Annotated in this window: 20 protein-coding genes; 11 read left to right on the forward strand and 9 right to left on the reverse strand. The window is 38.4% G+C overall.

Annotated elements, in window-relative coordinates; genetic code table 11:
• Positions 1-1879: InlB B-repeat-containing protein (locus ACQKIM_RS04290; protein WP_427539565.1), on the forward strand; the 1879-nt coding region annotated here is incomplete at its 5' end.
• A 301-nt stretch (positions 1880-2180) separates the two neighbouring features.
• A complete protein-coding gene (locus tag ACQKIM_RS04295) occupies positions 2181-2996 on the forward strand; it encodes a metallophosphoesterase (RefSeq protein WP_427539568.1) in 816 nt (271 codons plus the stop codon).
• A 331-nt stretch (positions 2997-3327) separates the two neighbouring features.
• On the opposite strand, the gene ACQKIM_RS04300 is transcribed toward ACQKIM_RS04295, so the two are convergent.
• From ACQKIM_RS04300 to ACQKIM_RS04320, 5 genes are all read right to left on the reverse strand, one after another.
• A complete protein-coding gene (locus tag ACQKIM_RS04300) occupies positions 3328-3555 on the reverse strand; it encodes a hypothetical protein (protein ID WP_427539571.1) in 228 nt (75 codons plus the stop codon).
• A 137-nt stretch (positions 3556-3692) separates the two neighbouring features.
• On the reverse strand, positions 3693-4538 hold the full coding sequence (gene tatC / locus ACQKIM_RS04305; protein WP_427539574.1) for a twin-arginine translocase subunit TatC: 846 nt from the start codon (positions 4536-4538) through the stop codon (positions 3693-3695).
• 11 nt (positions 4539-4549) lie between these two features.
• Complete coding sequence (gene tatA, locus ACQKIM_RS04310) at positions 4550-4753, reverse strand: twin-arginine translocase TatA/TatE family subunit (protein ID WP_427539577.1); 204 nt, start codon at positions 4751-4753, stop codon at positions 4550-4552.
• 29 nt (positions 4754-4782) lie between these two features.
• Entirely contained in the window at positions 4783-6495 is a 1713-nt protein-coding gene (locus tag ACQKIM_RS04315; RefSeq protein WP_427539580.1) for a GMC family oxidoreductase, read from the reverse strand.
• Positions 6496-6512: 17 nt separating this feature from the next.
• Positions 6513-7259: a gluconate 2-dehydrogenase subunit 3 family protein gene (locus ACQKIM_RS04320; RefSeq protein WP_427539583.1), complete on the reverse strand. Its 747-nt coding sequence runs from the start codon at positions 7257-7259 to the stop codon at positions 6513-6515.
• A 295-nt stretch (positions 7260-7554) separates the two neighbouring features.
• On the opposite strand from ACQKIM_RS04320, the gene ACQKIM_RS04325 reads away from it, so the two are divergent.
• Positions 7555-9576, forward strand: a complete 2022-nt coding sequence (locus tag ACQKIM_RS04325) for a methyl-accepting chemotaxis protein (protein WP_427539586.1) — start codon at positions 7555-7557, stop codon at positions 9574-9576.
• 53 nt (positions 9577-9629) lie between these two features.
• On the opposite strand, the gene ACQKIM_RS04330 is transcribed toward ACQKIM_RS04325, so the two are convergent.
• Positions 9630-10814, reverse strand: coding sequence for an alanyl-tRNA editing protein (locus tag ACQKIM_RS04330; protein ID WP_427539589.1), 1185 nt, complete (start codon positions 10812-10814; stop codon positions 9630-9632).
• A 158-nt stretch (positions 10815-10972) separates the two neighbouring features.
• Here ACQKIM_RS04330 and ACQKIM_RS04335 point away from each other — a divergent pair, with 158 nt between their 5' ends.
• The 7 genes from ACQKIM_RS04335 (at position 10973) to ACQKIM_RS04365 (ending at position 17734) form a co-directional block, all read left to right on the forward strand.
• A complete protein-coding gene (locus ACQKIM_RS04335; RefSeq protein ID WP_427539592.1) occupies positions 10973-11260 on the forward strand; it encodes a DUF6509 family protein in 288 nt (95 codons plus the stop codon).
• 294 nt (positions 11261-11554) lie between these two features.
• The gene (locus tag ACQKIM_RS04340) at positions 11555-12700 is read left to right on the forward strand and encodes a VanZ family protein (RefSeq protein ID WP_427539595.1); all 1146 of its coding nucleotides are present in this window, start codon (positions 11555-11557) and stop codon (positions 12698-12700) included.
• Between the two features lie 13 nt (positions 12701-12713).
• Positions 12714-14048 carry an FAD-dependent oxidoreductase gene (locus ACQKIM_RS04345; RefSeq protein WP_427539598.1) on the forward strand — a complete coding sequence of 445 codons (1335 nt, stop codon included), beginning with the start codon at positions 12714-12716 and terminating at the stop codon, positions 14046-14048.
• 16 nt (positions 14049-14064) lie between these two features.
• Complete coding sequence (locus tag ACQKIM_RS04350; RefSeq protein ID WP_427539601.1) at positions 14065-14541, forward strand: glutathione peroxidase; 477 nt, start codon at positions 14065-14067, stop codon at positions 14539-14541.
• Positions 14542-14750: 209 nt separating this feature from the next.
• The gene (locus tag ACQKIM_RS04355; RefSeq protein WP_427539603.1) at positions 14751-15518 is read left to right on the forward strand and encodes an ABC transporter ATP-binding protein; all 768 of its coding nucleotides are present in this window, start codon (positions 14751-14753) and stop codon (positions 15516-15518) included.
• A complete protein-coding gene (locus tag ACQKIM_RS04360) occupies positions 15505-17373 on the forward strand; it encodes an FtsX-like permease family protein (protein ID WP_427539606.1) in 1869 nt (622 codons plus the stop codon). Before ACQKIM_RS04355 ends, ACQKIM_RS04360 begins: the two co-directional genes overlap by 14 nt.
• A 1-nt stretch (position 17374) precedes the next feature.
• Entirely contained in the window at positions 17375-17734 is a 360-nt protein-coding gene (locus ACQKIM_RS04365; RefSeq protein WP_427539609.1) for a YxeA family protein, read from the forward strand.
• A gap of 16 nt (positions 17735-17750) precedes the next feature.
• On the opposite strand, the gene ACQKIM_RS04370 is transcribed toward ACQKIM_RS04365, so the two are convergent.
• The 3 genes from ACQKIM_RS04370 to ACQKIM_RS04380 form a co-directional block, all read right to left on the reverse strand.
• Positions 17751-19139, reverse strand: coding sequence for a sensor histidine kinase (locus tag ACQKIM_RS04370; protein ID WP_427539612.1), 1389 nt, complete (start codon positions 19137-19139; stop codon positions 17751-17753).
• Positions 19136-19858: a response regulator transcription factor gene (locus ACQKIM_RS04375; protein WP_427539615.1), complete on the reverse strand. Its 723-nt coding sequence runs from the start codon at positions 19856-19858 to the stop codon at positions 19136-19138. Before ACQKIM_RS04375 ends, ACQKIM_RS04370 begins: the two co-directional genes overlap by 4 nt.
• Before the next feature lie 336 nt (positions 19859-20194).
• The gene (locus ACQKIM_RS04380; protein WP_427539618.1) at positions 20195-20443 is read right to left on the reverse strand and encodes a hypothetical protein; all 249 of its coding nucleotides are present in this window, start codon (positions 20441-20443) and stop codon (positions 20195-20197) included.
• Positions 20444-20903: 460 nt separating this feature from the next.
• Between ACQKIM_RS04380 and ACQKIM_RS04385 the strand changes: the two genes are divergently transcribed.
• Positions 20904-21518: a PH domain-containing protein gene (locus ACQKIM_RS04385; protein WP_427539621.1), complete on the forward strand. Its 615-nt coding sequence runs from the start codon at positions 20904-20906 to the stop codon at positions 21516-21518.
• Positions 21519-21588: the final 70 nt, after the last annotated feature.

Raw genomic sequence — 21588 nt, forward strand, 5'->3', positions numbered from 1 at the left:
TTTTGACAGTGTAATTACAGCAGACACAACGATCTATGCAAAATGGAATCCAGTGATTGTGATGCATACAGTGAGCTTTGATGTAGCTGGAGGAAGTACTGTATCGAATCAAACGATAGATCATGGGGAAAAAGCAAGTCAGCCAACGCCAGAGCCAACAAAAGATGGCTATACATTCGATGGCTGGTATACAAGTAATGCCTATACAACACCATTTGATTTTGACAGTGTAATTACAGCAGACACAACGATCTATGCAAAATGGAATCCAGTGATTGTGATGCATACAGTGAGCTTTGATGTAGCTGGAGGAAGCGCTGTATCGAATCAGACGGTGGCAAATGGAGGAAAAGCAAGTCAGCCGACGCCAGCGCCAACGAAAGCTGGCTATACATTTGGGGGCTGGTATACAAGTGATACCTACACTACGCCATATAATTTTGATAATACAATTACAGCGAACACAAGTATTTATGCTAAATGGATTAGTAGTAACACAGGTGGTGGCAGTACTAATCCATCACCGAATCCTGAATCAGGTTCAACAACAACACCTTCATCCAATGTAGAGGAAATTGTGGTAGATGTAGAGTCGGGTGATGGTGACCTAGTTTCTAAAACAACGATAAAACGAACAAAAGATGTAGATAACACTATGAAGGATGAAGTGACATTAACACCGGAGAGCGCAACAGAGACGATTAGAAAATTAAAGGAACAAGGAAATGATAAAGCACGGATTATCATTCCAGACCAGCAGGATCAAGTAAATCAAATCCATGTGTCTATACCAAATAATGTGGTGACACTACTACAAACTGGTGCAGTTCATCTTGAAATTGTCACAGATAACGTCAGAATTGAAGTGCCTAAAACTTCATTGGAAATGTTTAAAGGTGATCTTTATTTCCGACTTGTTCCTATAAAAGGGCAGGATAAACAGCTGGAGATCAAAGAACAAGCGAAAAGGGAAACCGTGGTGCAGCAATTGGTAGAAAGTACAGCTGTAGAGTTGCTTGGTCGTCCAATGACCATTGAAACAAATATGCAAAGCCGTGCTGTCACATTAACCTTACCTTTACCTAAAGATTTAACACAGGAACAGCTTGATCATCTTGCTATCTATATTGAGCATAGTGATGGTACAAAAGAAGTCTTGCGTGGGAAAATTGTAGAGTATCAAAAGGGTGTGCTTGGCTTGCAGTTTGAGGTTCATAAATTCTCGACCTTCTCTATTCTTTATTTACCAGAGAAGGAAAAAGTGGAGGAACCAACTCCTGTTCATGCCACACATACACCTTATATCCAAGGCTATTCTGACGGCACATTCCGCCCGAATGCTCCAGTTACACGAGCTCAAATAGCGAGTATGTTTGCCCGTCATTTAACGGGAAATGCAGTTCCACAGGCAGAGGCAACATTTACAGATACATTGCAACATGATGCAAAAAATGCCATAGAGTTTGTCAAAGGAGCGGGATTATTTAAAGGTGTAACAGCTACTAGCTTTAATCCAAACGGTTCCATTACTCGTGCACAAATGGCAACAGTAGCTGCCCGTTGGATAGAGCAGCATTGTGCTGAAAATTCAAATGCCGCATTCTGTATATCAGCTTCACAAAGCATAGTATTCAAAGATGTTAGTGCAAATCATTGGGCAGCTAAAGCAATTGATATTGTCAATGCAACAGGGATTATGACAGGTGTAACGGAAGATACTTTCAATTCAGATGGATTCTTAACCCGTGCACAGGCGGTGAAGGTATTAAACCGATTGTTTGAGCGTCAGGTTACGTCAGAAGCACAAACACCACTATTTACAGATGTCCCTGCCAAGCATTGGGCGTTTTTTGAAATTCAAGAAGCTGCAAAAAAATAGCATATAAAATAGGAGCACGTCAATGTTTAACAGATTGGCGTGCTTTATCATCTTTATTATTCAAAGAGTAACTGATATCCAGAACCCCTTTTATCTATACCATTGTTCCTTTATCTACTTAATTCAGCATATAAAATAACCTGCCCATAGTATATCATGTGAAAAGTTAGGAAATAAATATAGGCAAAATGAATTTGAGATAGATAAATTGAGTATTCTAAGTGCATGTACTTTGTTTTTTGCTTATAATAGGAGAGTCAGAATTATTCTGAATAAGTAGCCACAGGGTGAGCGATTGCGATTGAAAAAATTATTATATGTAGTTTTGTTTTTTGTTTTTATAGTCATTTTTTTGTACGTAAACAATCATTGGCTGGTTGTCAGCAAGCATGTATTCGAGTCGGAAAAAGTGCCTGCTGGCTTCGATGGGCTACGTATTACCCAAATAACAGACCTACAGGATGCTCTCTTTGGTGAACAACAAGAGAAACTCATAGCAAAGGTGAAGACAACAAATCCTGACCTGATTTTTATCACAGGTGATTTAATTGACAGTAATCGTTATGATTTAGAGCGAAGCTTGCAGGCGGTTAGGGGATTAGTGGAACTGGCGGATGTCTACTATGTACTTGGAAACCATGAAGTAGCAACTAATAAGGTAAGAGAAATTTATGAGGTGCTCTCATCGTTAGGTGTACATGTGTTAGCCAATGAATCTGCATTTATTGAGCGCGACGGGGAGCGCTTAGCGATTGTTGGGATAGAAGATCCGTTAATGGGTAGAACTACAGAAGACATGCTGGAGATGGTAGCAAAGCATGTACAACCAGATGTTCTAACCATTTTACTAGCACATCGACCAGAAGTGTTTAAAACGTATGTAAATTATGGAATTGACTTAGTGTTTGCGGGACATGCTCACGGTGGACAGGTTCGTATTCCCGGTATTGGCGGTATCTTCGCTAGGGGCCAGGGATTATTCCCAAAATATACGGCAGGTGTATATGAAGAAAATTCTACAACGATGGTCGTTAGCCGAGGATTAGGGAATAGTTCTGTACCTTTTCGAATTTTTAATCTACCAGAAATTGTCGTAATGGAATTAAAGAAAAAATAAAGCACTGCGTTTATGCTACGCAGTGCTTTCATAGTGTTGAAAAATTAAATAGTCAAGGGACTTTTTGTGAATATTTAGTCAAAATGAAGGTGATTTCCGTTCCAGGCTACTCGCTTTCCTGTGGGCGAGCGACGAGCCGCTTCCTGCGCTGACGCTCCGTGCAGGGTCTCGTCTGTCTCGCTAGCCCACGGGAGTCGAGTAGCCTTGCACTCCAATCAGCAATAGTGTAGAACTTTAAATATTTTCTTCCCTCAAAAGTAAAGTAAAAGCATGTATTGGTACAACTCTATAGCTGTTAACCTACATTTTATGCGTAAAACTACTTTGTCCTTTACATAAAGTACTCCTCTGTTTTCGCATAGCAAAATGTTATCAAAGCTCCATTTTTGCACAATATAATGATGGCTAAGACTCCAAATTTATCACTATATATTTGTTTGAATTGCCAGAAGAAAATACGATGAGCAAAGGTTGATTGGAGTGTAGACTGAGTGACTCCTCGGGGATTCAGCGTCACAGATGAGACCCTGGAGCGAGCTACGCGAGTGAAGCGGCTCATAGGACGCCCCCAGGAAAGCACTCAGTCGGAACGGAGATCAACCCCTCGTTTTGAAAAAGGGGCTATACTTTTTAATTTGTCACCTTGATTTCATTGACATAGTAGTATTTCAACAACATGAAAGCACTGCGTTTATGCTACGCAGTGCTTTCTATTTGTTTTCGTTCAATACGTTTCACAAGATAAATACTTATTTCATATAAAATAATCATCGGAATTAGTACAAGAAGCTGACTAATAAAATCAGGTGGTGTGATGACTGCTGAACCAACGCCCATCCCAATATAAGACCAGCCACGGATTTTTTTCATAGATTCAGCTGTGAGTACACCAATGGACGATAAAAACAGGGCTACGATTGGTAATTCAAAGAGTAGTCCGAGTGGTATAGTTGTCATCACTAAAAAATGCATATATTCATTTGCTGACACCATGACATCAAAATTAGCGGCTCCGATGCTCACTAAGAATGTGTAGCTAAGTGGATTTACAATAAAATAACCGAAGGCTACCCCCATTAAAAAGAGTACAAGCATGACAGGAGCATAGAGTCCAAGAAAGCGACGTTCTTCCTCCTTTAAACCTGGCTTTACGAAGCTCCACAAAAAATGAACTAGAAATGGCATAGAAAAACCAAAGGCAAGTGTGGTGGAGATTGTCATGTAGAATTTGACTACCTCTAACGGGCCTAAAATAATAAGCGAATGACCCCGAGTTACATAAGGAAACCAAATATTAATTGTAGAAAATACAACAATAAAAAATAGAATAAATACGATTAGTCCTTTAATAATTTGCTTTCGTAATTCTGTAATATGCTCAAGCAATGAAGCCATTGGAAAAAGTGGTTCATCGATTAACATAGCCTGTTCAATTGTTTCAGTTGGAGTTTCAACAAAAGCCTCCACAGGTGTGAGAGGCTCAGTTTCTTTCTTATCAAGGGGACTTAAATATTTTCTTTTTCTATCTTCATATGGATCCATAGGAACACCTCCTACGAAGCATCAGATTTTTTTTCGGGTTTTTTCGTTTGCTCATCATCGTCATCCATAAGCCCCTTTGTGGATTTTTTAAACTCTGCAAACGTTTTGCCAACAGCACCGCCAATCTCTGGCAGTTTCTTCGGACCAAATACAATTAAAACAATGACTAAAATAATAATTAGTCCAGGTACTCCAATTGCTCCAAGACCTCCCACAGTCTCGCCTCCTTTAATTACTATATTTTTTATACTAGCGAACCACCTGATTTACTATATTTCACAACACCCTCTGCACAACGATATGCTAGTGCACCTAACGTACCTGTAGGGTTATAACCACCATTGTGAGCAAAGTTTCCGGCACTCACAGCAAATAGATTCTCTACACCCCAATGCTGAAGATAATTATTAACAACCCCGTCCTCTGGCTTTAAGCTCATAACGGTTCCGCCTGTGTTATGTGTTGTTTGATACGGTACAATATTGTAATCAGTGATTTCAGCATTTGGGACTACCGTTTTTGCGCCCATTTCCTTCATAATGTCAGCGGCACGAGCCGAGATATATTTATGAAGTGCACGATCCTGATCCGTAAAGTTGTACGTTAGCTGTATTAGAGGTAAACCGTAAGCATCCTTATAGGTTGAATCAAGAGTTAGATAATTTTCTTTATGTGGCATGGAAGCACCTTGAGCACCAATACCGAATGAGCGTGTATAGTAGTGAATAGACTGCTTTTTAAACTCGGGTCCCCATGTTGGGGTATCAGGAGGAGTTGGATTTGAACCGATAGGGCGTGCTCCTGTTTGAGTAAGTGCTATACTTCCACCATGAATAAAATCTAAGTCACTATGGTCGAAATTATCCCCATTGTAGTCATCCACACTCACACCAAGGGAGCCAGCCCCCATAAATGTGTTAAACTGCTCATCGAAGAATCCTGCAGCACCAGGAAGTATTTGATAGCAATAATTTCTTCCAAGCGTCCCTTTCCCAGTAGCTGGATCATAGCGTTCCCCAATATTAGAAACCATTAATAGCTTGGCGTTATTAAAGACGTAGCTTGTAAGAACAACAACATTTGCTGGCTGAATAAATTCTTCTCCAGATATCGTATCGATATATCTAACACCAGTTACTTTATTGCCTTGCTTGAGGATTTCTACAACGTTGGAGTTATAGCGTAAATCAAAATTACCTGTTTTTAAGGCAGTTGGTACAACCGTTATTTCCGCAGATGATTTTGCTCCATATTCACAGCCGAAGCGCTCACAAAATCCACAATATTGGCAAGCATTAATCGTTTCACCATCAGGGTTCTTATAAACCTCTGATACGTTTGCAGAAGGAAGCATATAGGGCGATAACTTAAGTTTTTTTGTTGCCTTTTCAAATTGTTCAAGCATCGGTGTCATTTTCATAGGTCCTGTAGGATAAGGATTTGAACGTTTTCCACTAAATGGGTTTTTGTCATCTCCAGAAATACCTGCTGTTTTTTCAAACTTGTCGAAATAGGGCTCCAGCTCATCGTATGTTAATCCCCAATCCTGAATTAGATAGTCAGGTCCGAGTTTATTTGGGCCATAGCGCTTGTCCGTTAATGTTTTAATTTGAAAATCGTAGGGTAAGAAGCGATATGTCATACCGTTCCAGTGTGTGCCAGAGCCCCCAAGCCCCTCGCCAAGTAAGAAGGAGCCTAGCTGACGCATAGGTAATGCCTTCATGTTGCGATTGTTTCGGAAACTGACCGTCTCTTTTGATAGGTTTTGCATTAAATCATATCGAATTGCATAACGATACTCGTCATGGATACTCAAAAAATCTTCTGTCCCACGTTTTTGTCCACGCTCTAAGCCAACGACCTTCAATCCAGCTTTCGAACATTCTGCAGCGACAATGCCGCCAGTCCAACCTACACCGACTGTTACAACGTCTACGCTCGGTAATGTTGTTGCCATTTGCAAGCCTCCTTCTGTTAATGACCGCCTAATGAACTAGGCTCAATTTTTTGGAATTTAGGATCTTCAATTTGTGATACATACGCCATTTGATGACCAGGGAAGTTCTTCATACGCCAGCCATCCATATTTTTATTTCCACCATACATAGGGTCAGAGTATGCCCCCTCCAATGTTGCTGCACGCAATAAAGTAAAGAAGAATGCAGAGGTTACACCACTCATTTGAACCTCACCTTTCTGGAAGGCCGTTAAAACTTCATCCATTTGTTTGCCATCTAAATCATTGAAGCTTTTTTTATAGCGATTTTGAGCCTCTGCTTCTAATTTTTGGATTCCTTGCTTAAAAATTTCTCCTCGTGTTAAGCGACTTTGGTAGCCCTGAGTTGGGGCCCCTTCAGCAAACGGACCATGCATATATTCTTTAGAGTTACTTCCGTATTGTCCTGCAAGCTGATGATCAATGAAGTAAGGAACATCTAAGCCTTTTGCTCCTGGACCTAAATCATCTTCTGGAAAAATACGTTCAGTAGCATTTGATAAAATATTGAAATCTCTTTGATTCATAAAGAACATTTTCGCTTTTGGTGAACCAAGCGCTTCATTCGTAGTGCCATGCTGACCATGCTCTAGTGTGGAAGTTCCTTTGCCTGGTAGGTTATAGCCTACAAGTCCTCCGATTATTCCACCACCGACTAATGTACCTGCTGCAATCCCTGTTGTTTTTAAAAAATCTCGACGTGAAACATTGTTTTCTGAACTCATGGAAATCCTCCCCTCAAATGTATAGAAACTTTCCTATCTTTTATAATCAGCAAAAAAAGTAAATTATAATCAAACCCATTGGAAAAAATTTAATTTCTATCCAGTGGCAAAAACCATTCGAATGCAATTAAGAAAATATGTGAATAATTTGTTCAGAAATGTAAGCACTATAACGGTAGTGTAAATACCAGTATTAAACATTTATTATTCTTATTGGAAAAGTTTTATTGACTTCTTCTTTTTGTGACCTTACTCTGAAGAAGAAGGACAAAAAAATACTAAAATGATGTTAAATATGGGAGATGTGAGAAAAGAGAATATGTGGATTAAAGGTATAGGTGGTAAACTAGTTGTCGCAATTATAGTTCTAGTATTTGTAACGTGTGGAACGCTTGGTGCATCTACCATGATTAGTAGTACGAAAGCAGTGGATGAGCAGGTTGAATCTAATTTATTATCTAGGGCGGCAGATGTGTCAAAATACATAGAGGAGCACTTCCAATTAACTTTAGTGGAGGTAGAGGCAATTGCTGAGCAGGAAGTAATTCGTAGTATGAATTTTGAAGATCAAAAGAAGTATTTAACGAAGCGTCTTGCAGATAATGAGAATTATTTAGGATTTGGAATTATAACTGCTGATGGGATTGCACACTATTTAGATGATACGACAGCTGATTTAGGGGATCGTGAATATGTAAAGGAAGGGTTTACAGGCAAGTCTGTTATGTCTGATGTAATGATAAGTCGTGTAACAGGTGAACCAGTTATTTTAATCGTTTCACCTATCGATACAATTACAGGTGAAAAGGGATTATTATTGGCTCGAATTGATGGTTACTATTTGTCGAAAATCGTTGAGGGCATAAAAGTAGGGGATAATGGCTATGCTTTCATGCTAGATGCAAAAGGCACTATTATCGGTCATAACAATCACGATTATGTAAAAGAGCAATATAATCCGATTCAAGTCGCTGAAGAATCTGGAGAAATGACAGGAAGGGCATTAGCAGCACAAGAAATGGTTGATCATACTCAAGGATACTTTTCCTTTGAAAATGATGAAACAGGAACCAATCTTTTAGGATATCACACTTTAGATAACGGCTGGAAAATGGGTGTTATTGCACTGGAGGGTGAAATGATGTCAGGTCTTTCACGTTTGAAAACCAACTTCATCATCACAACTATTGTTGTCTCTATACTAGGACTACTTATCTCGTTTGCAATTTCGCGATCAGTCAGTAAGCCGCTTCGTCATGTTTTACGCATTACTGAGGGGCTATCTGAAGGTGACTTTACTCAGGAAATACCTGATAAATATTTAAGACGACTTGATGAAATGGGGACAATGTCAAGAGCATTAGACCAAATGACAAACAATATGCGGGAAATGATTTCGCAGGTAGGTCAAGAAGCTACTTCGGTTAATGAAGCCTCATGCGATTTAATGGAAGATGTGCATGCTGTAACCAAACAATCTAAGCAAATAGCTGGGGCAATAAATGAGGTTGATCGTGGCGCACAAAGTCAAACAGCGATGGCAGAGGAAAGCGCATCAGCTATGGAACAAATGGCATTAGGGGTTCAAAATGTCGCAGAGGTGGCTTCTACAATTGCCTCAAATACGCAATTTATTTCCCAGAAAATTAGCGAAAGTAACGAAGCAGTTCAACAATCCATTACACGAATGAATGAAATTCAACAGGGTACTGCGATAGAACTAGAAATCATTCGTAAACTGGAACAAGAGTCTGAAGAAATTAGTTTAATCTCAAAAATGATTACGGATATTTCTGACCAAACGAATTTATTGGCACTAAATGCATCGATTGAAGCAGCACGCGCAGGAGATGCGGGGAAAGGATTTGCAGTTGTAGCAGAAGAAGTTCGCAAGCTATCAGAGCAAACAGCTGGATCGGCCACAAAGATTAATGTACTTATAGAAAGAGTACAGTCCTACACATTAGAAGTAGTGAAAGCCGCTGAATTAGGTGAGGAAAATGTTGATCGTGGATTAGAATCTATTGAGACTTTGGATAAGCGTTTTGATGAAATGGTACATGCAGTTGGTGAAATTTCAAGTCAAATCGAGGAAATGAATGCTTCAGCTGAACAAATGTCTGCGAACACGGAGGAAGTGTCAGCTTCGATGGAGGAGATGGCGGCAACAGCTCATGCAGCAAGTGACTATGTGCATGAAGTGACAGATGCTACAACAGAGCAAATGAAAACAGTGGAAATGATGAACGATCAAACTGTTAAACTTTCTGAAATGGCAAAACGATTGTATGGGGCTACCCAGAAATTTAAACTTTAAAAGATGAAGGAGCTGTCGTGATGATAAGACAGCTCCTCTTTTGTTTTAAAAGGTTAAATAAGCACATCTTGCATGGCTTTAAGGAGTTCTTCGGTAGAGATTATATGCTCTCCACCGCCCTGAACCATTTGATCATTACCGCCACCTCTTCCATTTATGAGCGGCAAAATCTTTGCAGCTATATCTTTCATACTTCTTTCAGCTGCTGCACCTCTTGCTGCAACAAACTGAAGCTTGTCTTCAGTTTCAGCAACAAGAAGTACGATAGTATCTGCCTGCTCAGTAACAATCATACGTGCTAACTTTTGTAGCTCCTGCATCGTACGTTGAGTATAGGCTACAGCAATAATGTGGTTGTTATTGGAAATGAGCGCCTTTGCTTCAAACTGGAGTAGCTCTTCTTTTGCATGAACAAGTGCTTTTTCCGTATTTTTCTGTACTGATAAAACTTTAGCAAGCGCAGTAGCGGCTTCAACTTCGGGTACACTTAACTGCCTTGCCACATCAGCTAGTACTTTTTTACGCACGGCAAGCTCTTTTAAAACCCGCTGACCGCACACAAAGGAGACGCGAATATTGCCCTTCATTTTTTCAGTGCTAAGAATTTTAATTGCGTTAACTTGTCCTGTGGAGGTTGGGTGTGTCCCGCCACAACCGTTATAATCAAAATTCGGAATAATTACTAGTCGAATATCTCCAGTAACTGCTACATCTTTACGTAGATTATAATTCTCCAGTTCATTTTCTGTAATCCACGTCGTTTCAATTGGACGATTTTCTAAAATAATATCATTGGCAAGAGCTTCAGCTGCTAAAAGCTGTTCTTCAGAAATTGAATCCACAGCCAGATCAATTGTGACCTGCTCACTGCCTAAGTGGAAGCTGACAGTCTGTATATTAAACAGTTCGACAAAAGCCGCTGTTAAAATATGCTGCCCCGCATGTTGCTGCATATGATCAAAGCGTCGTTGCCAATTTATTTGTCCTTGCACATCTCCAGTCAAAATAGAAGCGTCACCCTGAATATAATGTCTTATTTCATCGCCCACCTTTTCAACATCAATAACCTCAATACCATTTATGGTCCCTGTGTCATGCGGTTGTCCACCACCCGTAGGATAAAATGCAGTATTTGAAAGCACGATGAAGTTTCGGTTATTTTCATCAGTTCCTTTACTGATAACAGTCGCATCAAATTCTCGCAGCATCACGTCTTGGTAATATAATAGCTCTTTCAAGAAAAAGCCTCCTTTTATGTAGTGTATCCGTAAGAGAAGCATCTCTCTAAATTTATTGTGGCATAATTAAGGATAGGTGTATACGAGTTTTCTAGTTGACCCATGCTGAATTTGATTTAATATATAAAAGAACAGGTTAACATAAAGGAGCTAGTATCATGGAAATTACACAATTCTCAATGGAAGAAATTTTAGATCCAACAAACATTATTGAGGGTAAGCGTTACGAGTTTATTTTAGACGTAGAAGTTGACGAAGAAGATGAGCTTTACCACGAAGCAGGTATTGAAGTACGAGTACTAATCGCTGAAAAAGGTGAAGAGCTATTTATTTTAAACTACTTTGTTATGGAAAAGGCAAAGGGCGAGTATTTAGATTTTGCATTAGAGGATGAAGAGTTAAATGAAATTTTAGCCTTCTGCAAAGAGGAATTAGCAAAAGCTTAATAACTCATTTAAAGGATGCAGGTAAAGAACAACTCTTTACCTGTTTTTTTATCTTCATTCAGCAGATTATTACTGTGCGACAGCAACACACGACTGAGTGACCAACATCACATTGGCCCATAGCTCCCGATGTATGTCACGGATTTTGAAGATGAGCCTTTCAAGCGCAATTACGTTGGGGCTTAATTGATTTAAGAATTATTTAAGATTGCTGAAATAGTAGTGTTGAGTTCAAGGGGTAGACTAAGTTTTAGCGTTAACATTAACGGGAATTTAAATCGAAGAGGTGCTTTTATGTCTATTTATACACAATCGATTATGGTGGCTTTTCTCATAACCATTTTTTTATCCTTTGCTTTGTTTATACCTTGGCTAATTTATACGTATCGAAAATATGGTTATTTATCTATATCTAAAACGATTATTATGTTCTCCTTTATTTTTTACTTTTTATCAGCATTGTGTTTAGTCTTATTACCGCTTCCTTCAACTCGTGATACTTGTTCGCTACAAGCTGCGGATACTGTTCACTACAATTTACGCCCATTTCAATTTATTAGGGATATTTTAAAGGATAGTGGAATAGTTTTGACGAGTCCCTCAACATGGCTTTATATAACGAAGCAACCAGCATTTTTTCAAGCATTTTATAATTTCTTATTACTTATGCCATTCGGGATATACTTGCGTTATTTTCTTAAAAAAAGAGAGTACTGGAAACGTGCATTTATCATTAGCTTTTTGCTAACATTGTTTTATGAGGTGACTCAGGTTACAGGAGTTTATGGCATCTTTAATTGTGCGTACCGTATTTTTGATGTAGATGATTTAATGCTTAATAGTGTTGGTGCATGGCTAGGATTCTTTTTAGCACCTATCGTATGGGCGCTATTTCCTTCTCATGAGGCAGTACAGGCAAAGGCAGCAGAAATTGCAAAAAGTGATATCGTCAAACCACTATCTATTTTGCTAGCCATTATTATTGATTTATTTATTGCGCAGCTTATTTTGATTGTAACAGGGGTGGTAGTACCCAATAATAGCATTTTTGAATTTGTTTTAAAGTTCCTATTGTATATGCTGCTATTTGGTCTAGTTCCAACTATTACAGGTGGTGCAACCATTGGTATGAAGGTTCTACGCTTTACGATGACAAGTGTAAAGGGCAAAAGTATTATTCAGAACACATGGCGACGCTGCTTCGCAATATTAGCAACGATTAGTCTATTAGAGATGATTGCGATTTTAGGGCAAATTAAGCTAAATATGGATTCACCCTTCTATGTGCTACAAATAGTAATTACATTGGTAGCATTTATGGCTGCACTACTTATTAGGCTTATAATTGTCATACATGTAGCTCGTGTCTTAATAAGTGGGGGGAAACATCATTTGTTTATTGATGAATATGCTGGATTGGTGGCGACGAGAAAAAAATAAGGGGGATTGTTGAATGAAATACGTAATCATCGGGGGAGATGCTGCCGGAATGTCAGCAGCAATGGAAATATATCGAAATGTACCAGGTGCAGAGATTACATCTTTAGAGCGCGGGTTTATTTATTCTTACGGGCAATGTGGATTGCCCTATGTAGTAGATGGACGTATTTCATCGACAAAGCGGCTTATTGCAAGAGATGTAGAAACATTTCGTGATAAGTATGGCATTGATGCACGAGTAGGTCATGAAGTAAATAGAATAGACGTAGACAAGCAGCTTGTTTTTGGTACACAGGCATCAGGAGAAGCTTTTGAACTTCCCTATGATAAACTTCTTATCGCAACAGGTGCAGATCCAACTATGCCAGTGAAAAAAGGTGCCGATTTAGCCGGAATACACACAGTGAAAACGATTCCTCAGCTAGAGGATTTACTAGCCGATTTAACACCAGATATAGAAACTGTCACTATTATAGGTGGCGGCTATATTGGCCTAGAAATGGCTGAAACCATTCATGCATGTGGTAAAAAGGTAAGATTAATTCAACGAAGTAGCTATGTTGCTAGAATTTTAGATGAAGAATTTGCCCAGCATGTTCATGATGAGGCAAAAAAGAATGATATTGAGCTGTTGCTAAATACAAAAGTAGAGGCGTTTGAAGGTCAGCACCGTGTGGAACAAGTGGTGACAGATAATGGTGCCTTCCAAACGGATTTAGTGATTATGGCTGTAGGGATTAAGCCGAATACACAATTTTTAGAGGGAACAGGTATAGCGATGTTGAAAAATGGTGCAATCATTGTTAATCGCCATTTAGAGACCTCTATCGAAAATATTTACGCTGCGGGTGATTGTGCTACGCATTTTAATATTGTCAAGGAACGTTTAGATTATATACCGCTGGGTACTACTGCTAATAAGCAAGGACGGCTGGCTGGACTCAATATGTCTGGTAAATTTGCACCGTTTCGTGGCATAGTGGGTACTTCAATTTTAAAATTTTTTAATCTAACAATTGCTACAACGGGTATTAATGAGCGGAAGGCAAAAGAGCTGGGATTTGACTATGAGGCTTTTAAATTATCAGCTCGCCATATTGCAGGTTATTATCCTGGTGCTCAACGAATGTATATTAAAATTGTTGTGAGAAAGCGGGATCAACTGTTGTTAGGTGCTCAAATTGTAGGACCTTCTGGTGTTGATAAGCGTATTGATGTTTTTGCAACAGCATTATACAGTAAAATGACACTACCCGATTTATTAGATTTAGATTTAGCCTATGCACCACCATTCAACGGTGTTTGGGATCCATTACAGCAGATTGCAAGAAAGAATGGACGTTTATAAATAGGGAGGTAGAGAAATGAGCATTTATGATATTAATGTAACTTTAGAGGATGGTACCATCTATAGCCTGGAACGATATAAGGGAAAGCCTATACTAATTGTCAATACAGCCTCAAAATGTGGCTTTACACCGCAGTTTGAGGAATTAGAAGGACTCTATGAGAAATATCAGGAGGAAGGGCTTGTTGTCCTTGGATTCCCGTCAAATCAGTTTAAGCAAGAGCTTGCGACTGCTGAAGAAGCGGCATCACAATGTCGGCTGACATATGGAGTGAAGTTTCCAATGCATGAGATTGTCAAGGTGAATGGTAAGGAAGCGCATCCTATTTTTGATTATCTAACTTCTCACTCCAAAGGATTTTTAGGCAACAGCATTAAGTGGAACTTTACAAAATTCCTTGTGAACCGTGATGGTGAGGTTGTTGGACGTTACGCATCAGCAGATAAGCCACATAGCTTTGAGGATGATATTAAGAAAGTTTTAGCTCAATAGTTTAGGAGGATTCACGCACAATCAGTGTGTGAATTCTTTTTTTATATCGATATTTATTAAAAATTGGGCGATAAAAGAGGGAAATGTTTCGATAAAATGCATTAACTTTTCGATAACACATAATGGATTTAAGGTTGCTGTAAGCTTGCGACAAAATTGCTGTAAGTTTGGGGTCGTATACTAAGAACAGAAAGAAGAGGTGAGCGTATATGACGCCATTATTAAAGGTACAAAACGTTGAAAAAACTTACGGCAAAGGCGCAAATACTTTTACAGCGCTATCAAATATATCATTTGAAGTAGAAAAAGGAGAGTTCGTTGGTGTAATGGGTCCTTCAGGGGCTGGGAAATCTACGCTTTTAAATGTATTAGCTACGATAGATACGCCAACGACTGGTGAAATTATTATTGGTGATACCGACTTAGTACGTATGAAGGATGCAGAGTTAGCAGATTTTCGCCGTGATAATTTAGGATTTATTTTCCAAGATTATAACTTGCTTGATTCTTTAACGGTTCGAGAAAATATTGTTTTGCCACTAGCTATTGCAAAGATGCCAACGAAGGCTATTAACGCAAGAGTTGATCGCATTGCTTCTTTGTTTGGCATAAGTGATTTATTGGATAAATATCCTTATCAAATTTCGGGTGGACAAAAGCAACGTACAGCCTCGTCACGTGCATTAGTGACAGAGCCAAAATTAATCTTTGCTGACGAGCCTACAGGAGCATTAGATTCAAAATCAGCAACGGATTTGCTTGAAAGTTTAAGTAATTTAAATCAATCGCAAGCATCTACCATTATGATGGTTACCCATGATGCCTTTGCAGCTAGCTTCTGTCAGCGCATTCTATTTATTCAGGATGGTCAGCTTTCTAAGGAAATTCAACGTGGGACTCTAACAAGGAAGCAATTTTTCCAAGAGATCTTGCAGGTGCTGTCTAGCATCGGGGGTGGAGTAAATGACGTTATTTAGCTTAGCGCGTAAAAACATTCAGCGCAATTTGTCGAATTACTTTTTATATATTGCCTCGATGGTATTTAGTATTGTTATTTACTTTACGTTTGTGACACTAAAATATAATGATGATCTGTCAGCCTTAAAACAATCCTCTCAGCAAATTAAAGGATTGATGAGTGCATCGTCTGTAGTATTATTGTTCTTCATTGTCATCTTTATGGCATATTCTAATTCATTTTTTATGAAGAAACGGAAAAAGGAAGTAGCCCTCTACTCACTACTGGGTGTGCGTAAGCAAAAAATTGGCTTAATGCTCTTTTTCGAAAACTTAGTCATAGGACTAGTCTCTCTAGTGCTCGGTATCGTTCTAGGATTCTTTATGTCACAGGGTCTATTAATGATCTTAGTACGATTAATGGGCTATGAGGTTGTTGGAAGCCTAACTTTTTCAGTAGAAGCACTAATTAATACAACTGGTATTTTTACACTATTGTTTTTATTCACATCCTTACAAGGCTATCGTGTTATTTACCAATTTAAACTGATTGATTTATTTCATGCTGACAAACAGGGTGAGCAAATTCCACGTGCATCTTTAGTAGCTGCTTTACTTGGGACAGTACTCATTGCATTTGGTTATTATACAGCTGCCTCTGATATGTTTTCGAGTGAAATTTGGCGATTCTTCACCGTTTTAGGTACGCCGCTAATGGTCATAGGAGTAACTATTGCAGGGACTTATCTTCTATTCCACAGTGTAAGTGTCTTTGTGCTCACAGCATTAAAAAAAGCAACCTCTTGGTCATGGAAGGGCTTGAATTTAATAGGCGTCTCACAGCTATTGTATCGCATCCGAGCAAATGCGAAATCGTTGTCGATCATTGCGATTTTAAGTGCAACAACTATTACTGCTGGCGGTGGTGTCTTCGGTATGTATTACAATGCAGAAGCAACTGTACGTCAGATGCTGCCAAATACATTTATGTGGAAGGGCGATTCAGTAGAACTTACTCAGAAAGACGTCTTATATAATGAATCACTAGCTGTGAAAAATTTACGTGTCGATAATGAATTCTCGTTTTTTGAATATACATTACTTAAGGAATCGGATTATAATCGTTTAGCTAAATTCCAAGGTAAGGATCAAGAACTGCACATTGCAGATGGATCAACCGTATTACTTGATGCAGCCTACGATGAACGATTTTCACATGATTTTACTGGGGAAGACTTTAAGCTACAAAACGGAGATTCCTTCCGCGTAGATAAAATGTACACAGAAAGCGTACTAAACTTTATAGCAGCTGGAACGGTACTTGTTGTAAATAATCAAGATTTCGCTGCTACTAATGCGGAAGAGGTAAAGATGCAGGTTGTTGGATTGGACAATGATTTAAAGCAGCAGGCCATTTCACAAGACATTTATAAGCAATTGTCCACAGAACAGCAAGAATCCTTCTCTAGTGTTCCACAAAGCTATGAGGATAGTTTAGCGACAGTTGGTGCACTATTGTTTGTTGGCAGCTTCCTAGGTCTAGTTTTCCTAGCAGCAACAGGTAGTATTATTTACTTCAAAATTTTAACTGAAGCAGAGGAAGACCAGGCGAAATATGCCATTTTAAATAAAATCGGAGTGAATAGTAAGCAAATCTTAAAGACCGTGGCTGGACAGGTGGCTGTTATCTTTAGCGCACCACTTATCGTGGGTATTGTGCATAGTGCATTTGCGTTACTAGCATTTTCACAGTTGTTTGGTATGAATATTACGAAGCCAGTAATACTGTGGATGGTTGCGTACTCAGCTATTTACTTTATTTATTATATCTTTACCGTACGTGCATTTTATAAAATTGTAAGACAGGGGAATTAATATGAAAAAAATATTTTTAGGAATAGGTGCATTGTTTATCCTATTTGTAGCAGGATTGGTTGTATTGATGACTGTAGACTTTAACCGTTTAAATAAAGACACATACTATGTCCATATTACGGCTGATGGAGAGGTGGAAGAATATAAGGCAAATAGCGGAGAAATCTTTAAAATGTATTGGTATGAGCTACCTACTTACAATAAAAATGGAGAAGAACAAACATTAAAGTTCTCCGCTCAGAAAAATTTACGCCATGATGCCTATTTAAAGCTATATGTAAAAAAAGAAACGGAAGTCACTTCCTATGATGAAGTGAAATTCCATGAGCTACCTACTAAGGTGCAGGATCTAATGAAATAACAAAGAGGAGCAGCCACTAGGACTGCTCCATTTTTAGATAGATAGTAACGGTTGTACCTTTTCCTTCATCAGAGGTTATAGTAACAGTTCCGCCGTGGGCCTCAATAATATCCCTAGCAATAGCTGTGCCTAAACCAGTGCCAGTTGTTTGTTCTGTATTTGTACCTCGGTAGTAGCGTTCGAAAATATGCTCTAAATCTGCTGCTGCTATCCCTTTGCCATTATCAAAAATCGTAATAGAATTCTCATCCACAGACACATGAACAGTTACATCTGAACCATTATGAAGTAGAGCGTTGTGTAAAAAGTTCATGATAGCTCTGCGCATAAAATGCTCATCAATTTGATGCTGGCTGTTATTTGAGGCTGCCTCAAAATCAATATTGGCAAGCTCGTATTGTGGAGTATTTAATGTATCAATCACAATCTCCCGAATAAACGACACCATGTCAACTTCCCTTAGAGTGAGCGGCAGCTGCTGATGTCTTAAGCGCATCGTTAAATTTAAATCATCTAGCAAATCTTGCATGTGCAATGACTGTTTCTCAATGATTTGAGCATATTCAGCTTGTTCTTGAGGAGCTAGTGTTTCATCATCTAATAGCTCTGCATAACCACGAATAGAGGCAAGAGGCGTTTTCATATCGTGTGAGACATTGCTAATCCATTCTTCACGCATCAATTCTAGTCGCTTGCGTTCCTGCTCGTGTGCAGCTAGTTCTCTTGATACCTCGTTTAAATTTTCAAAAACAGGTTTATACACACCGCCAGGCATTTTAACAGTTTGATGCTCATGATTTTTTAAATGACGAATACGCTCTATCATTGCATATAGTGGCTTAGTTAATGTACGACCAAAAAGCCAGCCAACCAATGTAGCGACTATTAAATCAGCAATAACAATAAATAAACCAAATTTTCCAATGAACTGTAAAAACGATGTACCAGAAACATGCATAACAAATCTTGTAACACCACTACCCTTAATACCAATGAGATAATTTACATCATCCTTACTGCCAACATAAACAGTAGTATCAGCATCAAATTCCTTATATTTATATACTTGAATTAAATCTATAGGTGCATAGTGTGAAAGAGCTTTCTCTGGTGCGAATTGGGAATCGATAACTTGACCATTCACATCAAGTAACTGAATCCAAGCATTTCGCTGATGCAAGTGTTCAAGTCCTTCTTTACTGATTGAAGGCTTTTCATTACTTATATCAATATATTTTTGGAAATCCCGTACAAAGCTTTCTTCTGTAGATGGAACAAAGCTATCATTTTCATTTGCTAGCCGATAAATGAGGAGCCCAATAAGAATAGCAGTATTGACAAAAATAACGATGATGACAATAGATAGTACGGAAAGGAGGAAGCGTGCTGTTAATTTCCATCTCATCCTTGTGCCTCTTTTGGTATAACGAATTTATAACCAAGTCCCTTTACAGTGGTGATGAACATAGGTTTAGAGGCATCTTGCTCAATTTTCTCGCGTAGACGTCGAATATGCACCATTACAGTATTATCAGAGCCGAAAAAATCCTCTCCCCACACACGTTCAAAAAGCGTCTCTTTACTTAAAATTCGATTAGGATTATGCATAAAGCATGCCATTAAGCCAATTTCCTTAGCCGTTAATTCCAATAAGACTTCATCCTTGTGTACTTCAGTTTCATCAACATTTAGCTGGAATGGTCCAACCTGTAATGCTTTTTCGGCAATACTCGGTGTTGTCTCCTGTGTTTGGTAGCCGGCTCTACGTAATTGTGCCTTAACGCGATAGGCAACCTCCTTTGGACTAAAGGGCTTTGTAATATAATCATCGCCCCCAATGGCCAACCCCAAGATTTTATCTATTTCCTCATTTTTCGCTGACATAAAAAGGACTGGGATATGCGATACTTCTCGAATCCGTCTACATAAATCATAGCCCTCACCATCTGGAAGCATGACATCGAGTAGCACAATATTTGGTTGCGTCTGCTGAAAGCTCTTCCATGCTTCCTGAATAGTGCCTGCGGTATGAATTTGCTTATAGCCCTCCTTTTGCAGACTGACTTTTAGCAGATTGGCTAAATCAGCCTCATCGTCCACTACTAAAATGGTTGGTTCTTGCATGGGGACACACCCTTTCATTTTATTTTGATAATCATCTTAGAGATTTAAGGATAGCGTATAGTCTTAATTTTTGAAAGCCGAACAATGATTAACGAATCATTAAGTTTACAGTACGCTCATTTATGAAAATTATTATAAAAGAAATTGTCTAAAAAGCTGAGAGTTTTAGTACTTTGGCTTCGATATAGTTAGTGAAAAAGCTTTTTCAAAAGATTTATAGGGGGGCGAAATGATGAGGTGCACTGCTAAAAATTTCATTAGCCGTTTACAAAATAAAAAAGAAGATGCACTTGATTATGTGATAGAGCATTATTCTAGTTTCGTGAATGCAATAGCTTATAAAATTCTTTCAAACATCAATAAAGATGCTATTGAAGAATGTGTGAATGATGTGTTTTTAGCTATTTGGCAAAATGCTAAACAGCTAATTGCGAATAATAAATCATTTCGTCGCTCCTTTTTTAGAAATTCCTGCTCTGTCTCTTTTATATCAGGCTTTCGTGAAAGTTCCTCATCTCCCTTTTCTCGTGCTTGTTGTTTTTCAAGCCTACGAAAAATATCTATCGTTTTATATTTTGTTAGCATACCTATCCATTTTTTGAAATCTTTATATTCTTCCCTCAAAAGTAAAGTAAAAGCATGTTACTCCCAACATTAAATGGATAGAATATTGGTACAATTCTACAGCTATTAACCTACATTTTATGCATAAAACTACTTTGTAACTTTACATAAAGTACTGCTCTGCTTTCGCATAGAAAAATGTTATCAAAGCCCCATTTTTGCACTATATAATGATGGCTAAGACTTCAAACTTATCACTATACATTTGTGTGAAATGCTAATAGAAAATACTATGAGCAACGGAGATCAACCCCTCGTTTTGAAAAAGGGCTATACTTTTTAATTTGTCACCTTGATTTCATTGACATAAAAGTATTTCAACAACATGGTCTTTGTGCACTTTTAAAGCACAAAGACCTTTTGAAACTTTTACAGAGTTTAAATCGTAAAGAGAGTATCAAATAACTAGGAGGGAAAGCAAGTGTTTAAAAAAATAGCAGCAGATGCACTAGGATTGTCGGATATTGGCGTAGTTGTGCCTCGTGACGATTATGATAAAACGGATGCAGATGATTTTATTTTGCATGAAATAGACGAGAAAATTTATTTTTTAATTAAAACGAAGGCAGACGAGTATTGCTTCACCAATCGAGCGATTATTCATGTTGATGGTGAAAGTGCCATGAGCAAGAAGCGATTATTGCGCCGTTATGATTATTCTATGTATTCTATTACAGAAGTTTTTCTCGAAACAGCAGGAACAATTGATCTTGATGTCGAAATTAAGTTTACAATAGGTAATTCTCCATTATCCATCGACATTCATAAACGTTTTATTGATGATATTAAAGACTTATATAAAGCGTTACATGCAATCAGCTATGAACAAAAGCAAAATGCCTATAAGTTAGAGGCAGCAGAAAAAAGCTTACAGATTGCTTCCTCATCCATTGGACGAATCGGAAATGATAATGTCACTCCTTCTACATCATTCGAGGAAATTACACGTTTTGCAAATAGCTGGATGATTGATCATAAGGACAAATATAAAAAAGAAGATTTCTCACACGTTTATGATTTATATATGAACAATTAAGGAAGAATAGCTCTCTGCAATTTGTGGAGAGCGTTTTTAACATAAATACATAAAATCAAACTAGGAGCGT

The organism is Lysinibacillus sp. NPDC047702, assembly GCF_050272555.1.
In the GTDB taxonomy this organism is placed as follows: Bacteria; Bacillota; Bacilli; order Bacillales_A; family Planococcaceae; genus Lysinibacillus.

Excerpts from the sequence above, each read along its gene's own strand:
- ACQKIM_RS04300 (WP_427539571.1), bottom strand. The coding sequence starts at position 3,555 with ATGAGCCGCTTCACTCGCGTAGCTCGCTCCAGGGTCTCATCTGTGACG.
- tatC (WP_427539574.1), bottom strand. The coding sequence starts at position 4,538 with ATGGATCCATATGAAGATAGAAAAAGAAAATATTTAAGTCCCCTTGAT.
- ACQKIM_RS04315 (WP_427539580.1), bottom strand. The coding sequence starts at position 6,495 with ATGGCAACAACATTACCGAGCGTAGACGTTGTAACAGTCGGTGTAGGT.
- ACQKIM_RS04320 (WP_427539583.1), bottom strand. The coding sequence starts at position 7,259 with ATGAGTTCAGAAAACAATGTTTCACGTCGAGATTTTTTAAAAACAACA.
- ACQKIM_RS04325 (WP_427539586.1), top strand. The coding sequence starts at position 7,555 with ATGGGAGATGTGAGAAAAGAGAATATGTGGATTAAAGGTATAGGTGGT.
- ACQKIM_RS04335 (WP_427539592.1), top strand. The coding sequence starts at position 10,973 with ATGGAAATTACACAATTCTCAATGGAAGAAATTTTAGATCCAACAAAC.
- ACQKIM_RS04340 (WP_427539595.1), top strand. The coding sequence starts at position 11,555 with ATGTCTATTTATACACAATCGATTATGGTGGCTTTTCTCATAACCATT.
- ACQKIM_RS04345 (WP_427539598.1), top strand. The coding sequence starts at position 12,714 with ATGAAATACGTAATCATCGGGGGAGATGCTGCCGGAATGTCAGCAGCA.
- ACQKIM_RS04350 (WP_427539601.1), top strand. The coding sequence starts at position 14,065 with ATGAGCATTTATGATATTAATGTAACTTTAGAGGATGGTACCATCTAT.
- ACQKIM_RS04355 (WP_427539603.1), top strand. The coding sequence starts at position 14,751 with ATGACGCCATTATTAAAGGTACAAAACGTTGAAAAAACTTACGGCAAA.
- ACQKIM_RS04360 (WP_427539606.1), top strand. The coding sequence starts at position 15,505 with ATGACGTTATTTAGCTTAGCGCGTAAAAACATTCAGCGCAATTTGTCG.
- ACQKIM_RS04365 (WP_427539609.1), top strand. The coding sequence starts at position 17,375 with ATGAAAAAAATATTTTTAGGAATAGGTGCATTGTTTATCCTATTTGTA.
- ACQKIM_RS04370 (WP_427539612.1), bottom strand. The coding sequence starts at position 19,139 with ATGAGATGGAAATTAACAGCACGCTTCCTCCTTTCCGTACTATCTATT.
- ACQKIM_RS04375 (WP_427539615.1), bottom strand. The coding sequence starts at position 19,858 with ATGCAAGAACCAACCATTTTAGTAGTGGACGATGAGGCTGATTTAGCC.
- ACQKIM_RS04380 (WP_427539618.1), bottom strand. The coding sequence starts at position 20,443 with ATGCTAACAAAATATAAAACGATAGATATTTTTCGTAGGCTTGAAAAA.